Raw genomic sequence first — 23563 nt, forward strand, 5'->3', positions numbered from 1 at the left:
CCGGATTCCCAACCCGCCGCTTGGAGAAAAAGGCGGGCCGATCGATCAGCCGCCGCGCCTGCGGGCGCAGCCCCGGCCCTCTCGGCCTGAGAGGGACGATTGCCTTTGCCAGCCCAGCCGCGTAAAAGTGGAGAAAGGATACACCCGTCTGCCAGCCTATGGATTCCTTTCCTGCCAGCGCCTTCGCGCAGCGAATCGGCGGAGCCCGGTTCGGCCAAGAGACCGAAATCTACAAGTTCGAGAAGATCAAGCGGGCCAAGCGGGCAGCACGCGAGAAGCATCCGGAAAGGGAGCTGCTCGACTTCGGCGTCGGCGAGCCGGACGACATGGCGCCGCCGGAGATCGTCGAACGGCTGGCCGAGGAGGCGCGCAAGCCGGAAAACCGGGGCTATGCGGACAACGGAGGGCCGCGGCTCAAGGAGGCGGCCGCCCGCTATCTCGAGCGGGTCTGCGGCGTCTCGGTCGATCCCGAGACCGAAATCTGCCATTCGATCGGCTCCAAGGCGGCCCTCTCCATCCTGCCGGCCTGTTTCATTGATCCGGGCGACGTCGTTCTGATGACCGTGCCGGGCTATCCGGTCTTCGGGACGCACGCCCAATATTACGGGGGCCGGATCCATCCGCTCCCGCTCCTGGAGAAGAACTCCTTTCTGCCCGACTTGGCATCGGTCCCCTCCGATCGGCTGCGACGCGCCAAGGTCCTGGTGCTCAACTACCCCAACAATCCCACCGGCGCCACGGCGACCCGCTCGTTTTTCGAACAAGTCGTCGCCTTCGCCCATCGCCATCGGATCGTCGTGGTCCACGATTTCGCCTATGCGGGCTTGGTCTTCCGCGGATCGCCCTTAAGCTTCCTCTCGATCCCGGGAGCCAAGGAGGTCGGCCTCGAGCTCCACTCGGCGAGCAAGAACTTTAACATGACCGGCTGGCGCTGCGGCTTCGTTGCCGGCGACGCCCGGCTCGTCCGCGCCTATGCGCACGTCAAGGACCACACCGATTCGGGCCAATTCCTGGCCATCCAGCACGCCTTCGCCTACGGCTTGGACCATCCGGAGATCACGCGGCGGATCGCGCAGAAGTATGCGCGACGGATGGACCTCCTAGCGGAGGCCCTCTGCCGGTTGGGCTGCCCGGTGCGCAAGCCGGACGCCTCGTTTTTCCTCTACGCGCCCGCGCCCCGCTCGGCGAGAACCGCGCACGGGGAGATCTTCTTCCCGACGGCGGAAAGCGCGGCAGAGTGGCTGATTACTGAGCGGCAGATCTCCACGGTCCCTTGGGATGACGCTGGCGCCTACCTGCGCTGGAGCGTCACCTTCTCGGCCCGGGGGGAAGAAGAGGAGCGGCGGGTGATCGCCGAGCTGGAAGAGCGGTTGGCCGACGCCCGCTTGCGATGGACGTAGACACCCCATCCTCCGGCCCGGAACGAAACGGCCGCCGCGCGCAAACCGCCTCCGGCCCAACCCTCTCCCTCGCGGACGAGGCCGCCGCATTCTTCTCGCCCGGGGGTCCGCTTGCTGCCGCCCGCCACTTCGAATTCCGCCCCCAGCAGCAACGCATGGCGCAGGCGGTGGCCGCGGCGCTGGAGGAAAAGGCCGTCCTGGCGGTCGAAGCAGGCACCGGCACCGGCAAGACCCTCGCCTATCTCTTCCCAGCGCTGCGCTGCGCGCGGAAGCGGGGTGAGCGCGGCGTCGTCTCGACCCACACCCTCAACCTGCAGGCGCAGCTCTTCCACCGGGACCTGCCTCTGCTCAGGAAGCTGACCGGCCCCTTCACCGCCGTTCTGCTCAAGGGAAGAAGGAACTACTTCTGCCCGCGGCGGATCGAGCAGGCGCTCCGCTACGGGGGAGACCTTTTCGCTCCCGGGGAGGCCGACGAGGTCGCGCGGATCGCCCGCTGGGCCTTCGCAACAGAAACCGGCTGCTGGGAGGAGCTCGATCCCCCTCCGGAACCCGGCCTCTGGAGCCGGCTCTGCTCGGAGCCCCAGCTCTGCACGGCCAGGAGCTGCCAGAACAATCCCCGCTGCTTCTACCAGCGGCTCCGCGAACGGAGTGCCGAGGCGGACATCACGATCGTCAACCATGCGCTCTTCTTCTCGCTGCTGGCGGGCGGGCTCGGCGCGGACCCGAGTGAGGATCTTTCCTTCGCCAAGGACTTCGTGATCTTCGACGAAGCCCACCAGGTCGAGGCGGTCGCCGCCCGGCATCTGGGCCTCTCGCTCTCCGAGGGGCAGACCCGCTCCTTTCTCCACCGGCTCCACTCGCCCCGGACAGGCCGGGGCCTTCTCTCGCTCGTGCGTTCGGGGAGTGCCGTCCGCACTCTCCGGGAAGTTCTCTCCCGCCTCGGCTCCTTCTTTGAGAGCCTGCACGCCGCGATGGGCGGCGCCAAGGGCCGGGAGTTCCGCATCCTCCGGCCCGGCCTGGTGCCGAACGTGCTCGACGAGCCCTTGGCCGCGCTCACCGAGGCGATCACGCAGGCAGCCCTGGAGACCGAAGATCGCGATCTGCGGCGCGAGATCGAAGACCATGCCCGAAAGACGGCCGGCCTGCGCGCCGCATTCTCCGCCTTCCTCGATCAATCCCTTCCGGATCACGTCTACTGGGTCCAGACCCAGGATCCCGGCTTTCCGGAGGGGACGCGGCTCGAGGCCGTTCCGCTCTCGGTGGCCCCCCTTCTTGAGCGGCTGCTCTATGCGGAGGGGCGCGCGCTCATCTTCACCAGCGCCACACTGACCCTGGCCGGCCGATTCCACTATTTCCAGAAGGCCTTGGGGCTGCGGGAACCCCGGACCCTTCTCCTCGATTCCTCCTTCGACTACGCGCGCCAGATGAAGGTCTACGTGCCGAGCCGCATCCCCGAGCCGTCGGAAGGCGCGGGCTACGAAGCGGCGATGGAGGCGTGGATCCGCTACTTCACCGCCCGGAGCGGCGGCGCGGCCTTCGTCCTCTTCACCAACCGGAAGACGCTCCTCAACATGGCCTCGCGTCTGGCGCCGTTCTTCCGGGAAAAGGGCTTCCCGCTCCTCGTCCAGGACGGGACCGCCGACCGGCACCGGCTCTTGGAACGTTTCCGCGCCTCGCCCGGAGCCGTCCTCTTCGGGGCGGACAGCTTCTGGCAGGGCGTCGACGTCCCCGGGGAAGCCCTCTCCTGCGTGATCCTCACGCGCCTCCCGTTCGGCACGCCGGACCATCCGCTGGCGCAGGCGCGGGCGGAGCGGCTCCAGGCCGCCGGGAGCGACCCCTTCCTCTCCTATTTCCTGCCGGAGGCGCTCCTCAAGTTCCGGCAGGGAATCGGGCGGCTGATCCGCAGCCGCCAGGATCGGGGCATCGTCGCCATACTCGATTCCCGCATCCTCACCAAGCGCTACGGCCGCTCCTTCTTCGCGGTCCTCCCCGATTGCCCGGTCGAGATCCTCGACGGCGATCCTCCGATCGTCTAATCTGCCGCTCCCCCCATCCGGCCCTCCTGATGCAGCAGCTGATCCTCGAGCCTCCTTACCCGCCGCGGGTGGTCCTCGAAAACGAGGACTTCCTCGTCGTCGACAAGCCGCCTTTCCTACTCTCCCACCCGACACGGCGGAACGACCGGCCGAGCGTGCTCGGCTGGCTCGGCAAGGAGCGGGGAGGAGCTCCGTTCTTCCTCGTCAACCGACTCGATCGGGAGACCAGCGGGCTGGTGCTCGTCGGCAAGAACGCTGCGGCCGCCTCCGCGCTCGGCCGGCTCATGGAGAAGAGGCTCATCGACAAGGAATATCTGGCGATCGTCCGGGGGAAGCTCGCCTGCGAATTTCTCCAGATCGACGCTCCCCTCGGCTATTTGGGCCTTTCCGCGGAGAATCCGGTGGCGATCCGGCAGGGTGTCCGGCCTGGCGGGGCCCCGGCCGTCACGGTGATACGCGCGCTCAGCTCGGGCGCGGAAGTCAGCCTCGTCCGCGCCTATCCCAAGACCGGGCGGCTGCACCAGATCCGAGTCCACCTCGCGTCGATCGGCCACCCGATCATCGGCGATAAGATTTACGGACCCGATCCCCACCTCTTCCTCCGGTTCGCGGAGCAGGGGTGGGGACCCGAACTGGCCGAGCATCTCGGCCTGCCGCGCCACGCCCTCCATGCCTCCCGGCTCCGCTTCCGCTGGCAAGGAAAGGAGTGGGAGGCCGCGGCCCCGCTTCCTCTCGACCTGAGGGGCTTCCTCGACCAGCGCGGCATCGCCGTCCCTCCGGGATGAGCAGCGGGCGCCGGCCCGGAGCCCGGCGACTCACTCCCCACCGAAAAACCGCTTGGCCCGCTCGAGAAAGCCTTGGTGCTGCGGATGGGTCCCGGGCGCGCAGCTGGCCGCGAAAGCCTCGAGCTTGGCGCGCTGCTCCGCGTTGAGGTGCGTAGGCACCTCGATCACCACCCGGACCAGCAGGTCGCCGATCCCGCGACCGTGGACATCGGCGACACCGCGGCCCCGCAGACGGAAAATCTGGCCGCTCTGGGTTCCGGGCGGAATCTTGAGCGTCGCCTTCCCGACCAGACAGGGCACGGTGACCTCCCCGCCGAGGGCGGCTTGCACGAAGCTGATCGGCATCTCGCAATAGAGGTCGTTTCCCTGCCGCTCGAATATCTCGTGCTTCCGGACGTGCACGACCACGTAGAGGTCGCCGGCCGGCCCGCCGAATGCCCCCCGCTCTCCGCACCCCGCCAGCCGCAAGCGGTAGCCGTCATCGATCCCGGCGGGAATCTTGATGGTCATCTCCGCCGTCTGCTTCATCCTGCCCTCCCCTCGGCAGGCAGTGCAGGGGCGCTCCACGACGGCTCCCGTGCCGTGGCACCGGGGGCAGGTCTGGGCCACGGTCAGGAACCCGCGCGTCACGCGCACCTGGCCCTGCCCGCGGCAGGTCGGGCAGGCCTTCCGCGCGGAGCCGGGGGCGACCCCGGTTCCCTCGCAGGCCGAGCAGACCTCCAGCTTGGGGAAGGCGATCTGCTTTTCGCAGCCCAAGACCGCCTCCTCAAAATCGATTTCGAGGTCGCAACGGAGGTCCGCTCCCCTTTCCTGGCGAGATCGCTTGCCCCCGCCGGAACCGAAGGCTTCCTCGAAGAGGCTCCCGAAGAGGCCCTCCCCGAAGAGGCCGGAGCCGCCGAAAACCTCCCGGAAAATCTCGAACGGATCGTGGAACCCGGCGGCCGTCGCCCCTGCTTGGGCCTCGAAGGCCGCAGGACCGTACCGGTCGTAAGCGGCCCGCTTTTCCGGATCGCTGAGCACCTCATAGGCCTTGCTCACCTCCTTGAACTTTTCTTCCGCAGCCCGATCGCCCGCGTTTCGATCGGGGTGATACTTGAGGGCCAGCTTGCGGTACGCCTTCTTGATCTCCTCGGTACTGGCTCCTTTCGCCACTCCGAGAATCTCGTAGTAATCATGGTCGCGCGCAGAGGTCATGGCGCCGGAATGCGGTTGGTCTCCGTTTCTTCCCTCTTTTCCTGACTGTCCCCGCCGGGCGCCGGCCTCCTGGCCACATAGACCAACGCCGGGCGGAGCAGGCGGCCTTTATATAGATAGCCGCTCCGCTTCTGGGTCGCGACAATCCCCTCTTCCAGCTCCTCAGTATCGACAAAGCCCACCGCCTCGTGCCGATGAGGATCGAACGGCTTGCCGACCGCCTCGACGGGCTCGACGCCCTCCTCGCGCAGGAGGGCTTGGAGCTGCGATAGGATCATCTTCATCCCCTGGGCGATCGACCGGCCATCGGTGGCCTTCTCCGCCGCTTCCACGCCGAGAACCAGATTGTCGAGGACAGGAAGGAGAGCTTGAAGAAAGGCGCCGTTGGCCAGCCGGATCGCCTCCTCCTTTTCCTTGGCCATCCTCTTGCGCGCGTTGTCCCAATCCGCCAAGGCGCGCAAGAGGCGATCCTGCAGCTCGTCCGCCTCCCGGGAACGCTGCCGCCAGCGCTCGATCCTCTCCCGGCTGACCACCAGAAAAGCCGGAGCGTCCTCCGCCTGAGGCTCCGGAGACACGGTCTTGCCCTCGTCGACAGTCATAACGGAACTTAAACCTTAGCTTCCGACCCGCTCGAGCGCAACAAGCGTCACGTCATCGGCCAACCCTCCGGAGGACCGAAAGGAGGCCAGCTCCCGAAAGAGCGCTTCGAGCGAAGCCCGCGCGTCAAGCCCCCCGGTCCTCGCGAGGGCGGCGACAAGCCTGCCCTTGTCGAACCTCGCGCCGCACGGGGCGAGCGCATCGATCATCCCATCGGTATAGAAGAGCAGGAGCTCCTCCGGCGCCAAAAACAGCGTTATATCCGCCAGAGCCGCATCGAAGGCCTCTCCCGAGTCGATCCCCAGGCAAAAGCCTGGCGCGTCGAGCTCGCTGACCCCAGAGGGCCGCCGCAGGAGCGGCGGCTCGTGTCCGGCCCGGGCCACGACAATCTCCCGGGTCTGCGTATTGACGACCGCATAGATCATGGCGACGAGGCTCCGCTCGACCAGGTCCCCGTACAGCAGGCGGTTGACGCGGCGCAACACGCCGGCCGGAGAAGGGCAGCCCGCAACCTGGGAGCGGACGGCGGTCCGGCACATCCCGCCCACCAGAGCGGCCGCCATCCCCTTTCCGGCCACGTCGCCGACCAGGATGCCGCAGTTGTGGGGATCGATGGGCAGGACATCACAAAAGTCTCCGCTCAGCTCTCCGGCCGGCAGATGGGCGATGGCCAGGCGAAAACCGGGCAGAGCCGGCAACGCTCGCGGGAAAAGGGAGGATTGAAAGAGGCTGGCGGCCATCAGCTCCGCCTCCAGGAGGCGCCTCTTCCTCCGGTTCTGCCTGGAAACCGGCCGGCTCAGCAGATGCAGAACCGCCTCCGCGACGGCCAAGGCAGCGGTGCGTTCCGGAGGCCGCAGCCCTCCGCCGGCGTCGCGATGAACGGCCAGCCAGCCGTTTCCGCGTAGCGGAAGGAGGGTCCAGGGCCCTTCGGCCGCGGCCTCCCTCTCTCCGCTCTCTTCCTTTGCCCGCATCCGCTCGGCGATCGCCCGCAACTCGTCCGATCGCTCCGGCGGCCCCCAGCATCCCTCGCTCGCTCCGGCCTCGCCGGAGAGCAGGCCGACGGCCGTAGCGTCGAGGAAGGCCCTCAAGCGCTCCAAGAGACTGGCAATCAGCGGATCCGGATCGGCCCCGGTTGCGAGGGCGCCTCCCAATTCGGCGACCCGCAGCAGACACTCGTGGTAAGAACCGGCAGGCTCTTCTCGTTCCGCTTCCACACCTTTCCTTGCCAAAAAAACAAAAGCTCCCGGACGGATCGCCCGCCACGCCGGAGAACGGGCAGCCCGGCTTCCGAGGCGGTCGGCTCAGCCGGGCGACGGGTCCCGCCGAGCGACTTCCGCGCCGAGATAGGAAACGAGGTCTTGAAACTTCGGCGCATTCCGGGGATCGCATGCCAGGAGGGTCTGGTGGGCCTGCAGAAGCAGCTCACCGGTCGTCTCCCTGCGGGGGACACCCGCCGCCAGCGGCCGCAGTCCCGCCCGATCGTAGGGAAGCGGGCTCTCCACGCACTCGAAGAGACGATCCAGCCCCAGCGTGCGAATCGATTCCAACACTCGGGGGCTGCCGCCGGCGACCTGAAAAGAGCCTCCGGCCTTCTTAAGCCGCAGCGCCGGACCCGCTAGAGTTCCTAGGAAGGTGCTGTCCAGATACGTGCACTCGGTCAGATCGACCAGCACCCTCTCCTTTCCCGAGGGAAGGGAATGATCGCAATATTGCCGCAGGGAAAACGAATGCTCGAAGGAACCCGCTCCGACGATCTTAATTACGACCACTCCCTGGCACTCCCCCGCCAGCACGACCCCTGTTCTCACTCGATAACACTATACCCGTCCGGCGGCCCGGTCCACCCGGCCGCCCCGTAACGCTCTTTTCGCTCCACGGTGGAAGCGGAAATCCTAAGCTCCCGGCCATGGCCGAGGCGAGAAAAATTCCTCGGCGGCCGTGTTGTTTTTTGGTAAGGGGCCCTCCGGATGTGTCGAACGACCGGATGTCTCCTGCGCGCCGTGGTGCTCGGCTCGGGGACCTCGCAGGGAGTGCCGATGATCGGTTGCCGGTGCGCAGTCTGTCGTTCGACCGATCCCCGCGATCAACGGACCCGGGCGTCCCTCTACGTGGACGACGGGGTCCTTCCATTTCTCATTGACACGGCGACCGACCTGCGGACGCAATGCCTCCGCGAGGGGATCGCCGACGTCGGCGCGGTCCTCTACACCCACCACCACGCCGATCATGTGCTCGGCCTCGACGACTTGCGGCGCTTCTGCGAGCTGCGCCGGGAACGCCTTCCGATCTTCGGCCCGGCCTCCACCCTGGATGTCCTCGCCCGCATGTTTCCCTACGCCTTCGAGCCGGCCGCGGATGCGTCCGGGTACGTCCGCCTCCGGCCGCAGGCCGTGGATGCCCCCTTTCCTCTCGGCAGCCTGACCGTGACCCCCTTGCCCGTCCCGCACGGCCGGATCACCACCTTCGGATACCTGCTTGAGCGCGACGGGAGAAAGCTCCTCGCATACCTGAGCGATTGCCAGGCGGTCCCCGAGAATATCCTCTGGACCATCCGCTCGGTCGAGGTGCTGATCATCGACGGCCTCCGGGACGAGCCCCATCCCACGCATCTGACGACGCAGGAAGCGGTCAAGGTCGCCCGGCAGGTCGAGGCGAGGCGAACCTACCTGACCCACCTCACCCATCACAAGAGCCATCGGCACCGGGAAGCCGAACTTCCCGAGGACGTCGCACCGGCGTTCGACGGGCTTTCGATCACCCTCTGTTGACCATGTGGATCGACACGCACGCCCATCTCGATTTTCCGGAGTTCTCCCGCGACCGGAAGGAGGTCGTCGCCCGCGCGCAGGCGGAGGGCATCGAACGGATCCTCCTCGTGGCCACCGACCTGGCGTCGAGCCGCACCTTGCTCGCCCTCACCCGGGAGCAGAAAATCCTCGCGGCCGCCGTGGGGATTCACCCGAAGAGCGCACACGCGGCACCGCCGGACTTCCTCGAGCAGCTGGACGCGCTCGCCGTGCAGGAGGGGGTAACCGCCATCGGCGAAATCGGCCTCGACTACCATCGCCTCCCCCCCGATCCGACAGCCGCGGCGGAGAAGGCGGCCCAGCGACGGGTCTTCCAGGCGCAGCTCGGATTGGCAAGGGAAAGGAACCTCCCGGTGATCATCCACCAGCGGGCCGCCTGGGACGACGCGCTGGCGCTCCTCGACGAGGCGGGCGATGCGGTCCGCTGCGTCTTCCACTGCTTCGGAGAAGGACCGGAGCGGCTATCCGAGCTGATCGGGCGCGGCCATTTCGTCTCCTTCACCGGAATCGTCACCTTCCCCAACGCGCCTCTGGCTCGCGCAAGCGCCCGAAGCGTGCCGGCGGACCGTTTCTTCGTCGAGACCGACTGCCCCTTCCTGGCCCCCGTCCCGTACCGAGGAAAACGCTGCGAGCCATGGCACGTCCGGATCGTGGGCGAAGAAATCGCCCGCCTGCGCGGAGAGTCCCCCTTCGCCGTGGCCGAGGCGACCTCGCGGAACGCCCGCGCCTTTTTTCGATTGACCGATTGAGCGGCCCCTCCGCAACCTCCGGAAAGGAAATCCCCATGTACCAATCTCTCGAAACGCCGCCTGCCCCCGAGGGCCGACCCTCGGGCTGCCACCGGGCCTACTCCCGCCGGATCTTCGACGGCGACTCCCGCGCGCCCAACCGCTCGATGCTCTATCCCTTGGGATTCCGCAAGGAAGAGTTCGCCCGCAAGGATCTGATCGGAATCGCCTCGACCTGGAGCCAGGTCACCCCGTGCAACATGCATATCGACGTACTCGCCCGGGAAGCGGCGGCGGGCGCGGAGGAATCCGGCGCCAAGGCGCTGATATTCAACACGATCACCGTATCCGACGGGATCTCGATGGGGACCGAGGGGATGAAATACTCCCTAGTCTCCCGGGAGGTGATCGCCGACTCGGTCGAGACGGTCGCCGCGGCGGAAGCCATGGACGGGCTGGTGGCGATCGGCGGCTGCGACAAAAACATGCCGGGCTGCCTCATCGCTCTGGCAAGGCTCAATCGGCCCAGCGTCTTCGTCTACGGCGGGAGCATCCTTCCCGGCTGCTACCGGGGGAAGAAGATCGACATCGTCTCCGTCTTTGAGGCGGTGGGCGCCGCAGCTAAAGGCGACCTCTCCCCCGAGGAGCTGGCCGAAATCGAAAGCCACGCCATCCCGGGACCGGGCTCCTGCGGCGGGATGTACACGGCCAACACCATGGCCTGCGCGATAGAAGCGCTCGGCATGAGCCTCCCGGGAAGCTCGACCGAGCTCGCCGTCTCCAAGGAGAAGCAGGCCGGCTGCCGCGCGGCCGGCAGAGCGGTCGCGCAACTGATCGACCGGGGAATCCGCCCCCGCGACATTCTCACCCGGAAGGCGTTCGAAAACGCGATCACGGTCGTGATGGCGCTCGGCGGATCGACCAACGCCGTGCTCCATCTCCTGGCGATCGCCCACGCCGCCGGAGTCGACCTGGCCCTCGAGGATTTCCGGCGTATCGGCAAGCGAGTGCCGGTGGTGGCCGATCTCAAGCCGAGCGGGCGCTTCACGGTCGCCGAATGGTCGGAGATCGGGGGGCTTGTGCCCCTCCTGCGGAGGCTGTTGGAGAAGGGCCTCCTGCACGGCGACTGCCTGACCGTGACCGGCGCGACCCTCGCGGAAAACGTCGCGGGGAGCCCCGATTATCCACCGGGCCAGGAGATCGTCTTGCCGTTCGAAAAGCCGATCAAGGCCGAAGGCCACATCGTGATCCTTCGCGGCAACCTCGCTCCCCTCGGCGCCGTGGCCAAGCTGACCGGAAAGGAAGGACTCCGGTTCTCGGGGAGCGCCCACGTCTTCGACTCGGAAGAGGCGGCCTTGGCCAGCATCCTGGACGGATCGGTCGTCCCGGGCGAGGTCATCGTCATCCGCTATGAAGGCCCCAAGGGCGGGCCCGGCATGCGGGAGATGCTCTCCCCGACCTCGGCCGTCATGGGACGGGGCCTCGGCAAGGATGTCGCCCTGATCACCGACGGGCGCTTCTCCGGCGGGAGCCATGGCTTCGTCGTCGGCCACATCTGCCCGGAAGCGGCGGCGGGAGGCCCCTTGGCGATCGTCCGGGACGGGGATCGGATCACCATCGATGCCGAAGCCGAGGAGATCCGGCTGGAACTCCCCGAGGAAGAGATCGCCCGCCGGCTCGCGTCCTGGACTCCCCCCGCCTCTCCGTACCGGCGCGGGGTCCTCGCCAAATACCGTTCTCAAGTAGGCTCGGCCCACTTAGGCGCAGTGACCGACGGGGAGGGGTCCGGCCGAGGGGCGAGCTAGCCCATCTTCCGCACAATTTTGAGGATTGTTTCGGCAGATGAAGGACTTACGCAAAATAATGTAGGACGTGTAATGCGAATACAATGTGAATAACATTTGTTTGCATAAGCATCATGCTCTTGGCATATTGTAGGCATGTACGTGCAAGAGGTGCGCACTTGCCAGAGGGGCAAAGTCTACCGATCCGTTCTTGTCCGGGAGTCGTATCGGGTGGGCAAGCAGGTCAAGACGAGGATCCTGTCCAATCTGACCCGGATGCCGGTGGAGGTCCAGCAGGCGGTCCGAGCGCTGCTGCAGGGGAAGAAGCTGGTGCCCCTGGACAGACTGGACGGGCAGGAAGCTCTGGATTACGGAGGAATCGCGGTCCTCGAGCAAGCGTGGCAGCGATTTGGACTCGATCAGGTTCTTTCCGGGGTGGGTTCGGAGCGGAAGGGGCGGCTTTTGAAAGCGATGATCTTTGGACGGATTCTCTTTCCCTCTTCCAAGCTCGCCCTTCGGGAGGAAGCAGGCGGGACGCTTTTGGCTAAGGTATGCGGGCTGGAGGAGAAGGACCTGGAAGAAGACGATCTCTACCGGGCGATGGATGGGCTCAACGGCGTTTGGAGCGGGATCGAGAAGAAGCTTTACCGGGAAGCCCAACCAGAGGGAGCGAGCTTGGTGCTCTATGACCTTTCGAGTGTCTACTTCGAGGGGGACGGCCCCGAGGGATTGGCGCAGTACGGCTACAGCCGGGATCACCGGCAAGATCGGCGGCAGGTGCTTCTTGCGGTCGCCACCGATGCCCGGGGGATCCCGATCCATGTGGAGGTCCTGCGGGGGAACCGGGCGGAGAGCACGACGCTGACGGGGCTCTTGGTGACTCTCAGACGCCGACTCGGGATCCGAGAGGCTACCTTCGTCTTCGATGGCGGGATGAAGAGCCGGTGGAATCTGGAGATGCTCACCGGCATGGAGCTTGAGTACGTGACCCGATCAACTGGGACCAAGCTCCAGGAGATCGTTCGGCGACTTCCCAAAGATCGGCAGCTCTGGCTGACGGATCGAACCCGGGTGATGGAGATCGAGCACCAAGGAGTTCGCTACGTCGTTGCCGGAGGGGAGTGGCGCGCGATGCGCGATCGGGAGCGGCGGCAGAGCCGCATCGCCCGAGGAGAGGAAGAGCTGCGCCAGATTGCCAAGGCAACGCGCAAGGGGGCAGACCCAGTCGAGCTCGGCAGCCGGATCGGCCGGGCGCTCCAGCGGATCCAGGCCCATAAGTACTTTCAGTATGGAGTCGACGCCAAGGGCCGGTTCTGGTGGAAGCTTGACCAAGAGCGGGTCAAAGAAGAAGAGGCGAAGGGCGGCTGGTATCTTTTGGAGACCAACCTCCCGTCCGCCAAGGCTTCTCCTCAGGAGGTGCTGACCCACTACAAGCGGCTCGCAGAGGTCGAGGCCGCTTTTTCAGAACTCAAGAGCTACCTCGAAGTCCGTCCGGTCTATCATTGGCGGCCCGATCGGGTCCGCAACCACGTGAGAATCTGCTTCTTGGCTTTCTGGATGAATGCCCGCCTCGGGACCGAATGGGTGGCCAAAGGGTTTACCAAAGAGGTGCCCAAGGTGCTCCGCCGCCTTCAGGCGATCCGCTTGATCCGGCTTGCCCCAAACGGACGGCCTTTGATCGGGTTCTTCTCCAAGATCCCCGCCGACATCAACGCACTGCTCCAAAAGCTCGACCTGCTCCCCCTCTTTGCTCGCCCGCCCAAATGGGCCATGTAGGCAGAACGAAAAAGTCTTAACCGCCATATCTCACCAATAGCGGGTATAGCGGAGGGCAAAAAAGTTGGCAAAAGGGCATAGGAAAGGCCGTCTTTCCCTGGTATAAGTGCGTTAAGAAGACGTTACTACAACCAGAAAAAAGAAACGGCCTTCCATGACAGAGTGTAGCCAAGAGACTTTTGCGTTTACAGCGCATTTTTCGCGACGGGTGGAAGCGGGATTTACCGCGGGTCGGATCTCCAGCGATGGGGGCGCAATTCTGTTGCGGGAAGCGGATCGGAAGATCGGTTTGTTAAGACGGTTGGAGGGTTGCTTCGTGGATCGACGCCATCCGAAACGCATTGTGCATCGGGTACGGGAGATGCTTGCCCAGCGCATCTTCGGGATTGCGATGGGCTACGAAGACCTCAACGACCATGAGCAGTTGCGGACCGATCCGTTGGTTGCTCTCCTGAGCGGGAAAAGCGATCTGGAAGAGGATCTGGCGGGCAAGAGCACGCTCAACCGGCTGGAACTGGTGGGTCGAAGCGAGCGCTACCACAAGATCGACTACTCGGCCGAAGCGATCGACCGTCTTCTGGTCGATCTCTACCTCCAATCGCATCCCCAGCCCCCTGAGGAGGTGGTGCTCGATCTGGATGCGACCGACATCCCCCTTTACGGACATCAGCCGGAGCGCTTCTTCCATGGTTACTACGACTCCTACTGCTATTTGCCGCTCTACATCTTTGCTGGCGATCAACTCCTTGGCGTCCGGCTTCGGCCATCGAACCAGGATGCGTCGGCGGGCTCCCTTTACGGAGGTGAGCCGGATCGTGGAACAACTCCGTACCCGTTGGCCCGGAGTCCGGATCGTGCTCCGGGCCGATTCGGGCTTCTGCCGGGAAGAGATCATGGCTTGGTGCGAAGCCAATCAAGTCGACTACCTCTTCGGCTTGGCGCGCAACGAGCGCTTGTGCCGGACCATTCAGGGGTCGATGGAGCAAGCCCGTCGTCTGCACGAGTCGAGTGGCAAGCCGGCCCGCTTCTTTACCGAGTTTGCCTACCGCACCTTGAGCAGCTGGTCGAGGGAGCGCCGGGTGGTCGCCAAAGCCGAGTACCTGGAAAGAGGGGAGAATCCGCGCTTTGTCGTGACCTCTCTCCCACCGAGGAGTGGCCCGCCCAAAACCTTTACGAGAAGCTCTACTGTGCTCGTGGCGACATGGAGAATCGGATCAAGGAACAACTCCACCTCTTTGCCGACCGGCTCTCGACCGCGCAAATGGCCAGCAACCAACTTCGCCTCTACTTCTCGGCTCTCGCTTACACGCTGGTGGAAGCGCTGCGACGGCTGGCTCTGCGAGGAACGGACTGGGCCGAGGCCCAGGTCGACACCCTCCGGATCAAGCTCTTTAAGATCGGCACGCTGGTCCGCGTCAGCGTCCGCCGCGTCTTCCTCTCGATGAGCAGCGCCTATCCTTGGAAGAGCCTCTTTACCCACGTCTTCCGAGTGCTGCGTTGCTGAGCATCTGCCAAAACCGCAGATCTGTTCCTTCGGCAAAGCCTACGACCAGGCGGAGTCTTGCTCCACAACCGGCTTTTTGCGCTTTGCAGTGCTCGCGTTAAGGCAAATCGAATGAAAATCTTGCTCGATCCCGCCTCACGAAGAGCTCTGCGCGGGCGGAACTGCTCGCAAGCGACTCAACCGGCACCTCTCTCGCCCGAAAGCTCGTACTGGTGAGAAATGGGGGTTAACGTTCTGCTACAATCACTTGCGACACTACACAGCGGAAGTTCGGCTAGGTTGCTTCCTTGGCAGTTTTGAGGTCGGGAGGATTGTCTGCGGCAACCGGCTCTTGCCTTTCCATCCTCCAGCAAAGGGCGTGGATCCACGCAACGGAGTGGGGATCGTCATCGGCCAAGGAGCCGGGCACGGCTACTGTGTGGGGAGGGGCCGCCGCAGCCGCCGGCCGCTTGTGTTCCTTCCGCTAAGAGAGGACGGCGAGGGAAAAGAGGGCCGGAAGGGAAAGGGCCACACCGGAGGAAGGCAGGCCGGCATCGGTGCGCCCGCCGGACATGCCCCGGCCGCCGGGAGTCCGGACGATACCGGAAGCACTCTTCGGTTTTGCCGACCCGATCAGTACCTGGTCATTGGATCCCTGTGCAGACTCCCCCTCTCCTCCCGCTCCAAAGAAACGCCCGCGCGCACAGCTCCCTCCCTGGTCCCGGTTAGGCCCTGCGCGAGCGGAGCGCCCGCCACCGCGTCAGCAGAGACTTAGGACCGCTTACGGGAAAGGAGCTTACCAAAGCCGGACAGAGCTCAGGCAAGCAGTTTATCTGTTACATTTTGGTGACAATTTTGTCGGATTCTCGTTAACGAAAGAACGCCCCGGCGCGTGAAGGGAAATGAGCCTTCCCGTTAGGGTGAGCGGGTAAGCTGCGGAAGATCTCACCTCAGCTTCGGGGCTCTGCGCAATGCGACGACCCGCCCGTGCGGGAAGCTTGAGAAGCCTTCTGCCCTCCCGCAAGGGGAGCTCCCCACGCATCAGGGATCTTCCGCAGTAAGCCCGCGAGGTAAGCTGATGGACGAGCCCTTCCGGAAGGCTCACCCTCGTCGGGCCGGAATTGCGGGAGATGGCCGCGCGCTCTTCGCCAAAGGCTAAGCGAAGGCACACACCTTCTGTTTCGCCGGCTTACCGGTGCCTCCGCGGTCTCAATGCGGGAGGCGCGCGGCCAGTACCATCTTCCCGATTCTTAATGAAATCCGTTTCCCCGTGCTGCCGTGTGGAAATGGGGCCTTTCGACCACTTTGCGTACAGGTGGGAGCCTAGCCGCGTGCCTCCGTCTTCCAGCAAAGGCCTGGCGTCGGCTGCGCGAGCCATGCCGGCTCCCGTAATGGAACTTATCGGAGGAAGGGCGCGCATTCCAAGCACGAGCAGCATAGGGAAATCCTTCGCACGCCCCGCCGTGCAAAACCGTCTTCGCCTCCGCCGCCCCGAGGTGTATCCGACCTTCGTCAAAGAACCCGCCGGCTGCGTGCTTTTATGCCTCCCGCAGCGACCAGCCTTGAGATCGCAGGGCGTTTTTGACGGCCTCCACCCACCCGTTGACCTCTTTGTCGGTTAAAGTGCGATCGGGCGCCCGGAAAGTCAAGGCATAGGCGAGGGACTTCTTCCCAGCGGGAAGCCGAGCCCCGGAGGGATCCCGAAACAGGTCGAAAAGGTGGACCCTCTCCAGGCACGGCGGCCGGCTCGCCTCGACCGCGCGGCGGACCTCGGCGTGGGTCACCGCCTCGTCGACGACGACGGCGATATCCCGCCGGACCGGAGGATAGATCGGCAAGGGACGGAAGACCGTCCTGGCCCATTCCTGCGCCAGCCAAGGCTCGAGATTGTACTCCAAGAGGGCGATTTCCGCGTCGATCCCCTGCTTGGCAGCCTCTTCCCGGGGAATGCGCTCCAGCCGAACGCGCGCCTCTCCGGGAAAGGCAAACGAGCCCTCGAGGAAATCGGCCAGCCCCTTGACGTCGTAAAAGTCGAGCCGCCGTCCCCCGGTCAACCAGTGGGGCTCTTGCGCCTCCTCGCCGGCGGCCAGAATCGCAAGGTGCTCCCGCTCTTCCACCCTTCCTCCGCGCCTGTGGAAGACCCGGCCGATCTCGAAGAGGCGCAGGCTCCGGTTGCCCTTCGCCCAGTTCATCCGGGCCACCACGAGCAGACCGGATGTGAGATCGGAACGGAGAAAGCGAAAATCGGCGTTCGCCGGATGCGACAGCTCAACCCCGTTCTCATCCGGCCGACTCGCCGCAAAGGGCAGGCAGAGGCACTCCTGCCACCCGCGCCCCGCCAGCGCGCTCCGCACCGCCTCCCGGCGGTCCCACCGGCGGTCGTCCCGGCTTTTCGTGGCCCAGCCGGCGGAGACCCGGGAAGGCAGCCCGGCCAGTCCGCGCACCCGAACGATCTCCTCCACCAGGTCGACTTCTCCCTCCAGGTCCGCCCGATGGCTGGGGACCTTCCAGAGCCAGCCGGCCTCCTGCTTTTCCAGGAGCTCCAGGCCCAGCCGGCCGAGGATATCCTCGATCTCGGCAGGCGGCGGAAGCTCCCCGCAGATCCGCTCCACCGTCCGTGCCTGCAGCCGGATCGGAGCCGGATCCAGCGGCAACGCACCGTAGGCCGACGTGCCAACCAGCCGTCCGCCCGCCAGCTCCGTGAGCAGATGGATCGCCCTCTCCCTCGCCGCCCAGACCACGCCGGGATCGACCCTTCGCTCGAACCGATAGGAGGCTTCGGTCGAAATCGAATGCCGGCGAGCGGCGGCGCGGATCACCTTGGGGAGGAACCAGGCGCACTCCAAGACCACGCGGCTGGTCTTCTCCGAAATGGACGAACGCCGGCCGCCGATCACCCCGGCCAGCGCCTCCGGCCCACGCCTGCTCGCGATGACCAGGTCGGCCGGATCGAGAGCGATCTCCTGGTCGCCCAGGGCGACCAGCCGCTCCCCCGGAGAGGCGCGGCGGACGAGGATCTCCCCGTCCGGGAACGCATCCGCGTCAAAGGCATGCAGGGGCTCGCCGAGCTCGAAGAGCACGAAGTTGGTGACGTCGACCACCACGTTCACGGGCCGTGCGCCCGAACGGCGCAGGTGTTCTTGCATCCAGGGAGGGCTCGGCTTGATCTCGATTCCCTCGAGCAGGGCGGCCGCATACCAAGGCGCGGCGTCCGAAGCCTCCAAAACGACCCGTCCCGGAAAAGGAGCGAAGGTGGAGGAGGAAGCGGCCGGGGGAGAGGGGAGCAGGCGGCCGCAGCCCAGAGCGGCCAATTCCCGCGCGATCCCCCGGTAGGAGAGAAGATCGGGCCGATTCGGCGTCACCTCCAGAAGGCATTCGATGTCGGTAGGAAGGACGGAAGCCACGGGAACCCCAAGCTCGCAGCCGGCGTCCAGAACCAGGATGCCTTCCGATCCCTTCTCCTCGAGCCCGAGCTCTTCGGCCGAGCAGAGCATCCCTTCGGATTCCTCTCCCCGGATCCGCCGCCGCGCAATCTCGACTCCGCCAGGCAGAACCGCGCCGGCGAGGGCTAGAGCGACCCGGTCTCCGCGATCGAAGTTCGCAGCCCCGCAGACGACGGACAGCTCCTGCCCGGGGATCCGGACGCGGACGAGCCGAAGCCGGTCGGCGCGCGGGTGCGGCCGCCAATCGACCACCTCCGCCACCACGATCCGCGGGTCTTCCGGTCCGCGACGGCGCCAGTGCGCGACCTCCAGGCCGCTCATCGTCAGGCGGTCGAGCGCTTCCTCGACCGGGACCGTCACTTGGCAGTAACGGCTCAGCCAACGCCAGGAAATTCTCATGATCCTCCGCCCTCCGGGCCCCCCTCACCGGTCTTCCACCAGACGCCTCCGTAGAGGGGATCGCCCCGGCTGCGAAAGACCTCCTCGAAATGGCTTGCCGGAAAGCCGCCGGGTTCCCCTCGCCGCTCGAATCTCGGCAGGAGGGAGATCGCCTGTTCGACGGCCGCAGCGTAGTCGGCGCTGTCGGTCAGGAAACGGAAAAAGCCGCCCGGCTCGAGCACGCGAAAAATCGCCGCCAGAACAGCGGGCTGGAGAGTGCGGCGCCTCCGGTGGCGCCGCTTGGGCCACGGATCGGGGAAGAGCACGTGGATCTCCCGGCAGGAAGCCGGCGGCGACCAGAAGAGCAAGAGGTCGTCCCACCCGAACCAGAGGACTTTTAGGTTGGCGAGCCCGCGCGCGGCGGCCGCGCGCTCGATCCGCCGCACCCGGGCGAGCTTCCTCTCGACCGCCAGCACGTTCCACTCCGGATGGAGCTCGGCGTAGGCGACCGCAAAGCGGCCCGTCCCCGCTCCCAGGTCGCAGACGATCGGCGCCCGGCGCGCGAAGATCTCTTCCCAACCTCCCGGTAGGACCAGGCCTCGCGCCTCGTCGCGCCCGGGCGGCCGTGCCGGCGCCAGGGACACCTTCACGAGCTCACACATGTCGACTGTCGTCGGGATCCTTTTGGCGGTAGCCGCCGGCGATCCGCTCCCGGTTCACCTGGTGCTTCCTCCGGTAGGCCTGGAAGAAGTCGTCGGCACTCATTCCCAGCACCTGCGCCGCCGACACCAGGAAGTGGAAGAGGTCGATCAGCTCGACGCGGGCATTTTGCAGATCGCGCTTCTGGTACCGCGCCCACCACTTCCAGGGCACGCTGTCGGTCAGCTCGGCGATCTCCTGGCTCATGGCCCGCGCGTAGTTGAGCAGCCATCGCTCCCTGCCCTCGTCGTCGAGCGATCCGGTTTCGATTCCGATCTGGCGATTGAGCTCTTCCTGCAGCGCGAAAATCGCCTCGAGCTTATCTTCCCGATTCACACCGATCTTCCTCCTTTTCCGCCTTTCCCGACAGGGCGGAGCAGCGGCCGAAAAAGAAAAGAAGCACTCTCCGCCGCCTCAATCGAGAAAATATCTCTTCTCTTCGCCGACCGGCGCCGGGCATTCGGTCATCCTCCCGAACCAGCGGTAGCGCCGGGCGGCCACCCGCTCGTAGAGCCGGTCGAGCCACCCCTCGGGGAGAAGGCCGAGCAAAACGGCCAGCCAGCGCAGCCGGGGAAGATGGCGCAACACCTGCACGACCGCCCGCCCGCGCACGAAGATCTCCCGCCGGCCGTCGGCCGCCTGCCAAAGAACGACCACCGAATCGGCACCGGCGGGAATCCCGCTCCCTCCCATCTCCCGGCGGAAGCTTTCGCCCTGCAGCGGCGCAAATCGGAAGAGGTGCCCGCGATCGTGCCGCAATACGAACCGGACAAACCGGTTGCAGAGGCAGCAGACGCCGTCGAAGTAGATCGTTCCGCTCGGCTCCCGGCTCATTCCGCGCCCCGTCAATCTGGTCCTCCGCCCCGCCCGGGCCAAGGGGAAACGCCGGGCGGAAGAGAACCCGCCTCCCGGGAAAACAGTTGACGAGGCGTTCCCGTTAGTTGCACAAATGGATTATGCTCGTAGACAAGCGGGGATCGCGGACGCGGGTCCTCCAGTTCATCGAATCCTACGTCCAGCGCCACCATCGTCCGCCAACGGTCCGGGAAATTCAACACGCCTGCGGGTTCCGCAGCACCAGGGCCGTCTCCTACCAGCTCGAGCGGCTGGAGGCGATGGGCTTGATCTCCCGGCAGAAGAACTCCCGGGGAATCCTGCTGCGGAAACCGATGGAGAAGGACTTCGCCGTGCCCTTCTTCCCCGCCATTCCCGCCGGCTCGCCGAGCCCCACGCAGGAGCCGCCCGAGGAAACGATGCGCCTGGGGCCGGAATCCTTTGGGATTTCCGATCCGTCGGCTTGCTTTGCGGTGCGGGTGCGCGGATCGAGCATGATCGGGGCGGGCATCCTGGATGGAGACATCGCCTTAATCGAAAAGAAGCAGCCGCGCGAGGGCCAGATCGTTGCGGCGCTCATCGATGGAGAATGCACGCTCAAGAGATTGACGCTCGATCCGGCCCAGGGTTACCTGCTCCGGTCGGAGAATCCCGCCTTTCCCGACCTCCGCCCCGCACGCGACCTCACGATCCAGGGTGTCCTGGTCGGAATCCTCCGAAAAGTAGCCTGAGGCGGAGGAGCCGCCGATCGGCGGCGGCCTCGCGCGCCCGCGCCCGTCTTTCCGCAGTTACGGCTTGCCAGGGAGACGGTCCAGCCTTTTCCTAGTCCCGGCGGCAAGATTGGCTCGACGGCGCGGGTCAAACGGCTTAATCCGCCGGGATCTTCGGCCGCGGTGGAACCAAATCGCTTCTCATTGCTACCGTGCACCCCTCTTTGAGCGTCGTCTTGCCGATCTACAACGAAGAGGATGTCGCGGCCTCGATCGCCGCGCGGATCGCGAGCTTCGCCGAAAGCCATCCCCATTACGAGTTCCTCCTGGTCGACGACGGCTCCACGGACGCGACACCGGCCGTCCTCTCCGAATGCCTCGGCCAGCGGACGCCTCCCAACGTCCGGTTCCTCGCCTATGCCCCCAATCGCGGGAAGGGGCACGCGATCCTCTTCGGATTCCGGCACGCCCGCGGCCGCTTCCTCTGCTTCACCGACGGAGATCTCGCCTACCCGCTGGCCGATCTGGATCGGATCGCTACGGAGCTGGAGAGGTCCGACGTGGTGATCGGTTCCCGCGCCGCGTGCCGCGCCTCCCGGGGCGATCCCAACCTCTGCCGCCGCTTCCTGGGCATCGCGTACAACCGGCTCGTCCGGCTTTTTCTTTCCCTTCCCTACCGGGACACGCAGGCCGGCTTGAAAGGCTTCCGCCGGGAAGCCGGGGAACGGCTCTTCGCCCTGGTGACCGCCACCGGCTTCTCCTTCGATGTCGAAGTGCTTTTCGTGGCGAGGAAGCTGGGGCTGCCGATCCACGAAATCCCGGTGGAGCCGGAGAAGGGACATTCCTACAAGACCGGCAAGGTGAAGCTCGTACGCGACTCCGCCGCGATGCTTGCGGAGCTCTGGCGGATCCGGCTGCGGGATTGGATGGGGCTTTACCATGAGCCGAGCGCGCGCACTCCTTAGCTTCGACCTCGAGGAGTTCGACATCCCGACCGAGTTCGGACGCGCGCTCCCCGAGCGGGAGCAGATCGAGGTGACGCTCGCCGGGCTCCGCCGGCTGACGGCCCTCCTGAGGGAACGGGGGATCGTCTCCACGTTTTTCGCCACCGCCGTCTTCGCGATGCGGGCCCGCGAGGAGATCCGAAGTCTGGGAGAATCCCAGGAGATCGCCTCCCACGGGTACGCGCATACGGGCTTTTCGCCCGCCGATCCGGCCCGCTCCAAGGAAATCTTGGAGGAGGTCACCGGCAAGCCGATCCTCGGCTACCGGAGCCCGCGCTTCCGGCCCGTGGCGGATCATCTCCTGCAAAAGGCCGGATATCTCTACAACTCCTCGGAGCACCCGACGTTTCTGCCGGGCCGCTATTGTCGCCTCTTCGCTCCGCGAAAAGCGTACCGGAAGGGCGGGCTCCTGCAGATCCCGGTTTCGGTCTCCCCCTGGATCCGCTTCCCCTTTTTCTGGCTGGCGTTCAAGAACACCCCGCCTCCGTTGTTTCGTGCCGCCGCGGCGTGGACCCTGGCGGAATCGGGCTATCTCCTCCTCGTCTTCCATCCCTGGGAATTCGCCGATCTCGCCGGCTACGGCCTGCCGCGCTGGATCTCCTCCCCTTGCGGTCCGGAGCTGCTCGACCGGCTCGCCTCCTTCCTCGACTGGCTCGGCGCCCGGGCGCGGTTCACAACCGTTGCGGACTTCGCCGCGGACTTCCTTTCGCGATGAACCCGGAACGCCGACAGGACCCTCTCCCGCCGGCCGGCCTTTCTCTCTGGCTCGGCTACTTCCTCCTCCTGTCCGTTGTGGTCGCCCACGCGCCGGAGCACGCGGTAACCCCCACCTACGCCGAGGCGAGCCGAGCCTGGTGGGCGCACCGGCCGCTCTACGATCTGCAGAGCGTCCACGGATTCCTTTACCTGCCGCAGTCGGCCATCCTCTACACCCCGTTTGCGCTGCTCCCCCCGGTGCCTAGGGAAATCCTCTGGCGAGCCGTCAATCTCGCCGTCCTGGCCGGAGCGCTGGCCCGCCTGGCCCGATTCTTCCCGAGGCCCTCCCGCTCCTTCGTCCTCCTCAGCCTTCTTTCGATTCCCGCCTCTCTGGCCTCCGCGCGCAACGGACAAACCAATTTTCCTCTGGCGGGTGCGATGATCCACGGATTTCTGGACGCCGCGAGCGGAAGAGCCTACCGGGCCGCATTCTGGTTCCTTCTCGGCTTGGTCTACAAGCCGGTCGCGATCGTCCCCTACCTGCTGGCCGCCGCCTTCTATCCCGGCCTCCGGCGGCCGATGGCGGCGGGCACCCTGCTCCTGCTGGCCCTGCCCTGGCTCTGCGGCCCCCCCAACTTCGTCCGCGACCAGTACCACGACTTCTGGACAAAGCTCCTCCTCTCGGGCCAGCCGCACGAACCGAGCTTTTCGGATATCTCCGGCCTCCTGACCGTCCTGCGCATCCACCTTCCTTCTTCCTGGATCTTCGCCTGCCGCGCGCTCGCGGTCCCGATCACCCTCCTCCTCGGGTGGACGGCTCTGCGACGCGATCCCCACCATGCCGCCCTCTGGCTCGACGCCCTCGCCGCCGTCTATCTGATGCTCTTCAACCCGAGAACAGAGGCCAATTCCTACATCCTCCTCGCGCCGGCGACGGCCTTTTGCGCCTTATGGGAGCTCTCGATCGGGGGGCGGGCCGCCGGCGCGGCCCTGGTCGCGATCACCCTCGGATTCGGCTCGCCTAGCTACGGGCCGGTCCACGGCTGGACCAACCTCTGGTTCCAGCCCCTGCTCTCCCTCCTCTTTTTGGGATATATCGCCTTCCGCTCCCTTCGGCCGCTGCCCGCCCCGGAGGCCGCGTTTCCCTCTTTGGGCGCCCGCCAAAACGAGGAGTCCGCCCGATAACGGCTTGTCCGCCTTCGCGGGAGA

Annotated in this window: 19 protein-coding genes, 1 other RNA gene and 1 pseudogene; 12 read left to right on the top strand and 9 right to left on the bottom strand. The window is 65.9% G+C overall.

Annotated features, from left to right (window positions below; all coding sequences use genetic code 11):
* Window positions 1-158: 158 nt before the first annotated feature.
* The 3 genes from MTHMO_RS08795 to MTHMO_RS08805 all read left to right on the top strand — a co-directional run bounded on the left by MTHMO_RS08795 (window position 159) and on the right by MTHMO_RS08805 (window position 4221).
* Window positions 159-1400: an LL-diaminopimelate aminotransferase gene (locus MTHMO_RS08795; RefSeq protein WP_202214443.1), complete on the top strand. Its 1242-nt coding sequence runs from the start codon at window positions 159-161 to the stop codon at window positions 1398-1400.
* A gap of 155 nt (window positions 1401-1555) precedes the next feature.
* Window positions 1556-3436 carry an ATP-dependent DNA helicase gene (locus MTHMO_RS08800; protein ID WP_202214444.1) on the top strand — a complete coding sequence of 627 codons (1881 nt, stop codon included), beginning with the start codon at window positions 1556-1558 and terminating at the stop codon, window positions 3434-3436.
* 29 nt (window positions 3437-3465) lie between these two features.
* The gene (locus MTHMO_RS08805; RefSeq protein WP_202214445.1) at window positions 3466-4221 is read left to right on the top strand and encodes an RluA family pseudouridine synthase; all 756 of its coding nucleotides are present in this window, start codon (window positions 3466-3468) and stop codon (window positions 4219-4221) included.
* Window positions 4222-4251: 30 nt separating this feature from the next.
* Here MTHMO_RS08805 and dnaJ read toward each other — a convergent pair whose 3' ends face one another.
* The 4 genes from dnaJ to MTHMO_RS08825 all read right to left on the bottom strand — a co-directional run bounded on the left by dnaJ (window position 4252) and on the right by MTHMO_RS08825 (window position 7820).
* Window positions 4252-5415, bottom strand: a complete 1164-nt coding sequence (gene dnaJ, locus MTHMO_RS08810; protein WP_202214446.1) for a molecular chaperone DnaJ — start codon at window positions 5413-5415, stop codon at window positions 4252-4254.
* Complete coding sequence (locus tag MTHMO_RS08815) at window positions 5412-6014, bottom strand: nucleotide exchange factor GrpE (protein ID WP_202214447.1); 603 nt, start codon at window positions 6012-6014, stop codon at window positions 5412-5414. The genes dnaJ and MTHMO_RS08815 overlap by 4 nt, the downstream gene beginning before the upstream one ends.
* A gap of 15 nt (window positions 6015-6029) precedes the next feature.
* The gene (locus MTHMO_RS08820) at window positions 6030-7226 is read right to left on the bottom strand and encodes a PP2C family protein-serine/threonine phosphatase (protein WP_202214448.1); all 1197 of its coding nucleotides are present in this window, start codon (window positions 7224-7226) and stop codon (window positions 6030-6032) included.
* An 87-nt stretch (window positions 7227-7313) separates the two neighbouring features.
* Entirely contained in the window at window positions 7314-7820 is a 507-nt protein-coding gene (locus tag MTHMO_RS08825; protein WP_202214449.1) for an STAS domain-containing protein, read from the bottom strand.
* 159 nt (window positions 7821-7979) lie between these two features.
* Between MTHMO_RS08825 and MTHMO_RS08830 the strand changes: the two genes are divergently transcribed.
* From MTHMO_RS08830 to MTHMO_RS08850, 5 genes and pseudogenes are all read left to right on the top strand, one after another.
* The gene (locus MTHMO_RS08830; protein ID WP_237394864.1) at window positions 7980-8780 is read left to right on the top strand and encodes an MBL fold metallo-hydrolase; all 801 of its coding nucleotides are present in this window, start codon (window positions 7980-7982) and stop codon (window positions 8778-8780) included.
* Window positions 8781-8782: 2 nt separating this feature from the next.
* A complete protein-coding gene (locus MTHMO_RS08835; protein ID WP_202214450.1) occupies window positions 8783-9568 on the top strand; it encodes a TatD family hydrolase in 786 nt (261 codons plus the stop codon).
* A 35-nt stretch (window positions 9569-9603) separates the two neighbouring features.
* Complete coding sequence (gene ilvD, locus MTHMO_RS08840) at window positions 9604-11352, top strand: dihydroxy-acid dehydratase (RefSeq protein WP_202214451.1); 1749 nt, start codon at window positions 9604-9606, stop codon at window positions 11350-11352.
* Window positions 11353-11487: 135 nt separating this feature from the next.
* Window positions 11488-13107, top strand: coding sequence for an IS1634 family transposase (locus MTHMO_RS08845; protein ID WP_202214452.1), 1620 nt, complete (start codon window positions 11488-11490; stop codon window positions 13105-13107).
* 154 nt (window positions 13108-13261) lie between these two features.
* A pseudogene (locus tag MTHMO_RS08850) lies at window positions 13262-14611 on the top strand (IS1380 family transposase).
* Window positions 14612-15851: 1240 nt separating this feature from the next.
* On the opposite strand, the gene ssrS reads toward MTHMO_RS08850, so the two are convergent.
* From ssrS to MTHMO_RS08875, 5 genes are all read right to left on the bottom strand, one after another.
* A non-coding RNA gene (gene ssrS, locus MTHMO_RS08855) (6S RNA) lies at window positions 15852-16036 on the bottom strand.
* A gap of 92 nt (window positions 16037-16128) precedes the next feature.
* Window positions 16129-18432, bottom strand: a complete 2304-nt coding sequence (gene pheT, locus MTHMO_RS08860; protein WP_202214453.1) for a phenylalanine--tRNA ligase subunit beta — start codon at window positions 18430-18432, stop codon at window positions 16129-16131.
* Window positions 18429-19073 (bottom strand): tRNA (guanosine(46)-N(7))-methyltransferase TrmB, encoded by a 645-nt coding sequence (locus MTHMO_RS08865; RefSeq protein WP_202214454.1) that lies wholly within the window; start codon window positions 19071-19073, stop codon window positions 18429-18431. The genes pheT and MTHMO_RS08865 overlap by 4 nt, the downstream gene beginning before the upstream one ends.
* Window positions 19066-19446, bottom strand: coding sequence for a dUTPase (locus tag MTHMO_RS08870; RefSeq protein ID WP_202214455.1), 381 nt, complete (start codon window positions 19444-19446; stop codon window positions 19066-19068). Before MTHMO_RS08870 ends, MTHMO_RS08865 begins: the two co-directional genes overlap by 8 nt.
* A 78-nt stretch (window positions 19447-19524) precedes the next feature.
* Entirely contained in the window at window positions 19525-19959 is a 435-nt protein-coding gene (locus MTHMO_RS08875) for a thiol-disulfide oxidoreductase DCC family protein (RefSeq protein WP_202214456.1), read from the bottom strand.
* Window positions 19960-20066: 107 nt separating this feature from the next.
* Between MTHMO_RS08875 and lexA the strand changes: the two genes are divergently transcribed.
* The 4 genes from lexA to MTHMO_RS08895 all read left to right on the top strand — a co-directional run bounded on the left by lexA (window position 20067) and on the right by MTHMO_RS08895 (window position 23539).
* A complete protein-coding gene (gene lexA / locus MTHMO_RS08880) occupies window positions 20067-20675 on the top strand; it encodes a transcriptional repressor LexA (protein WP_202214457.1) in 609 nt (202 codons plus the stop codon).
* Window positions 20676-20878: 203 nt separating this feature from the next.
* Window positions 20879-21619, top strand: a complete 741-nt coding sequence (locus tag MTHMO_RS08885; RefSeq protein WP_202214458.1) for a glycosyltransferase — start codon at window positions 20879-20881, stop codon at window positions 21617-21619.
* On the top strand, window positions 21594-22373 hold the full coding sequence (locus tag MTHMO_RS08890) for a polysaccharide deacetylase family protein (RefSeq protein ID WP_202214459.1): 780 nt from the start codon (window positions 21594-21596) through the stop codon (window positions 22371-22373). The genes MTHMO_RS08885 and MTHMO_RS08890 overlap by 26 nt, the downstream gene beginning before the upstream one ends.
* On the top strand, window positions 22370-23539 hold the full coding sequence (locus MTHMO_RS08895; protein WP_202214460.1) for a glycosyltransferase family 87 protein: 1170 nt from the start codon (window positions 22370-22372) through the stop codon (window positions 23537-23539). The genes MTHMO_RS08890 and MTHMO_RS08895 overlap by 4 nt, the downstream gene beginning before the upstream one ends.
* The last annotated feature ends 24 nt before the right edge of the window (window positions 23540-23563 follow it).

This window comes from Methylacidimicrobium sp. AP8 (assembly GCF_903064525.1).
GTDB lineage: Bacteria > Verrucomicrobiota > Verrucomicrobiia > Methylacidiphilales > Methylacidiphilaceae > Methylacidimicrobium.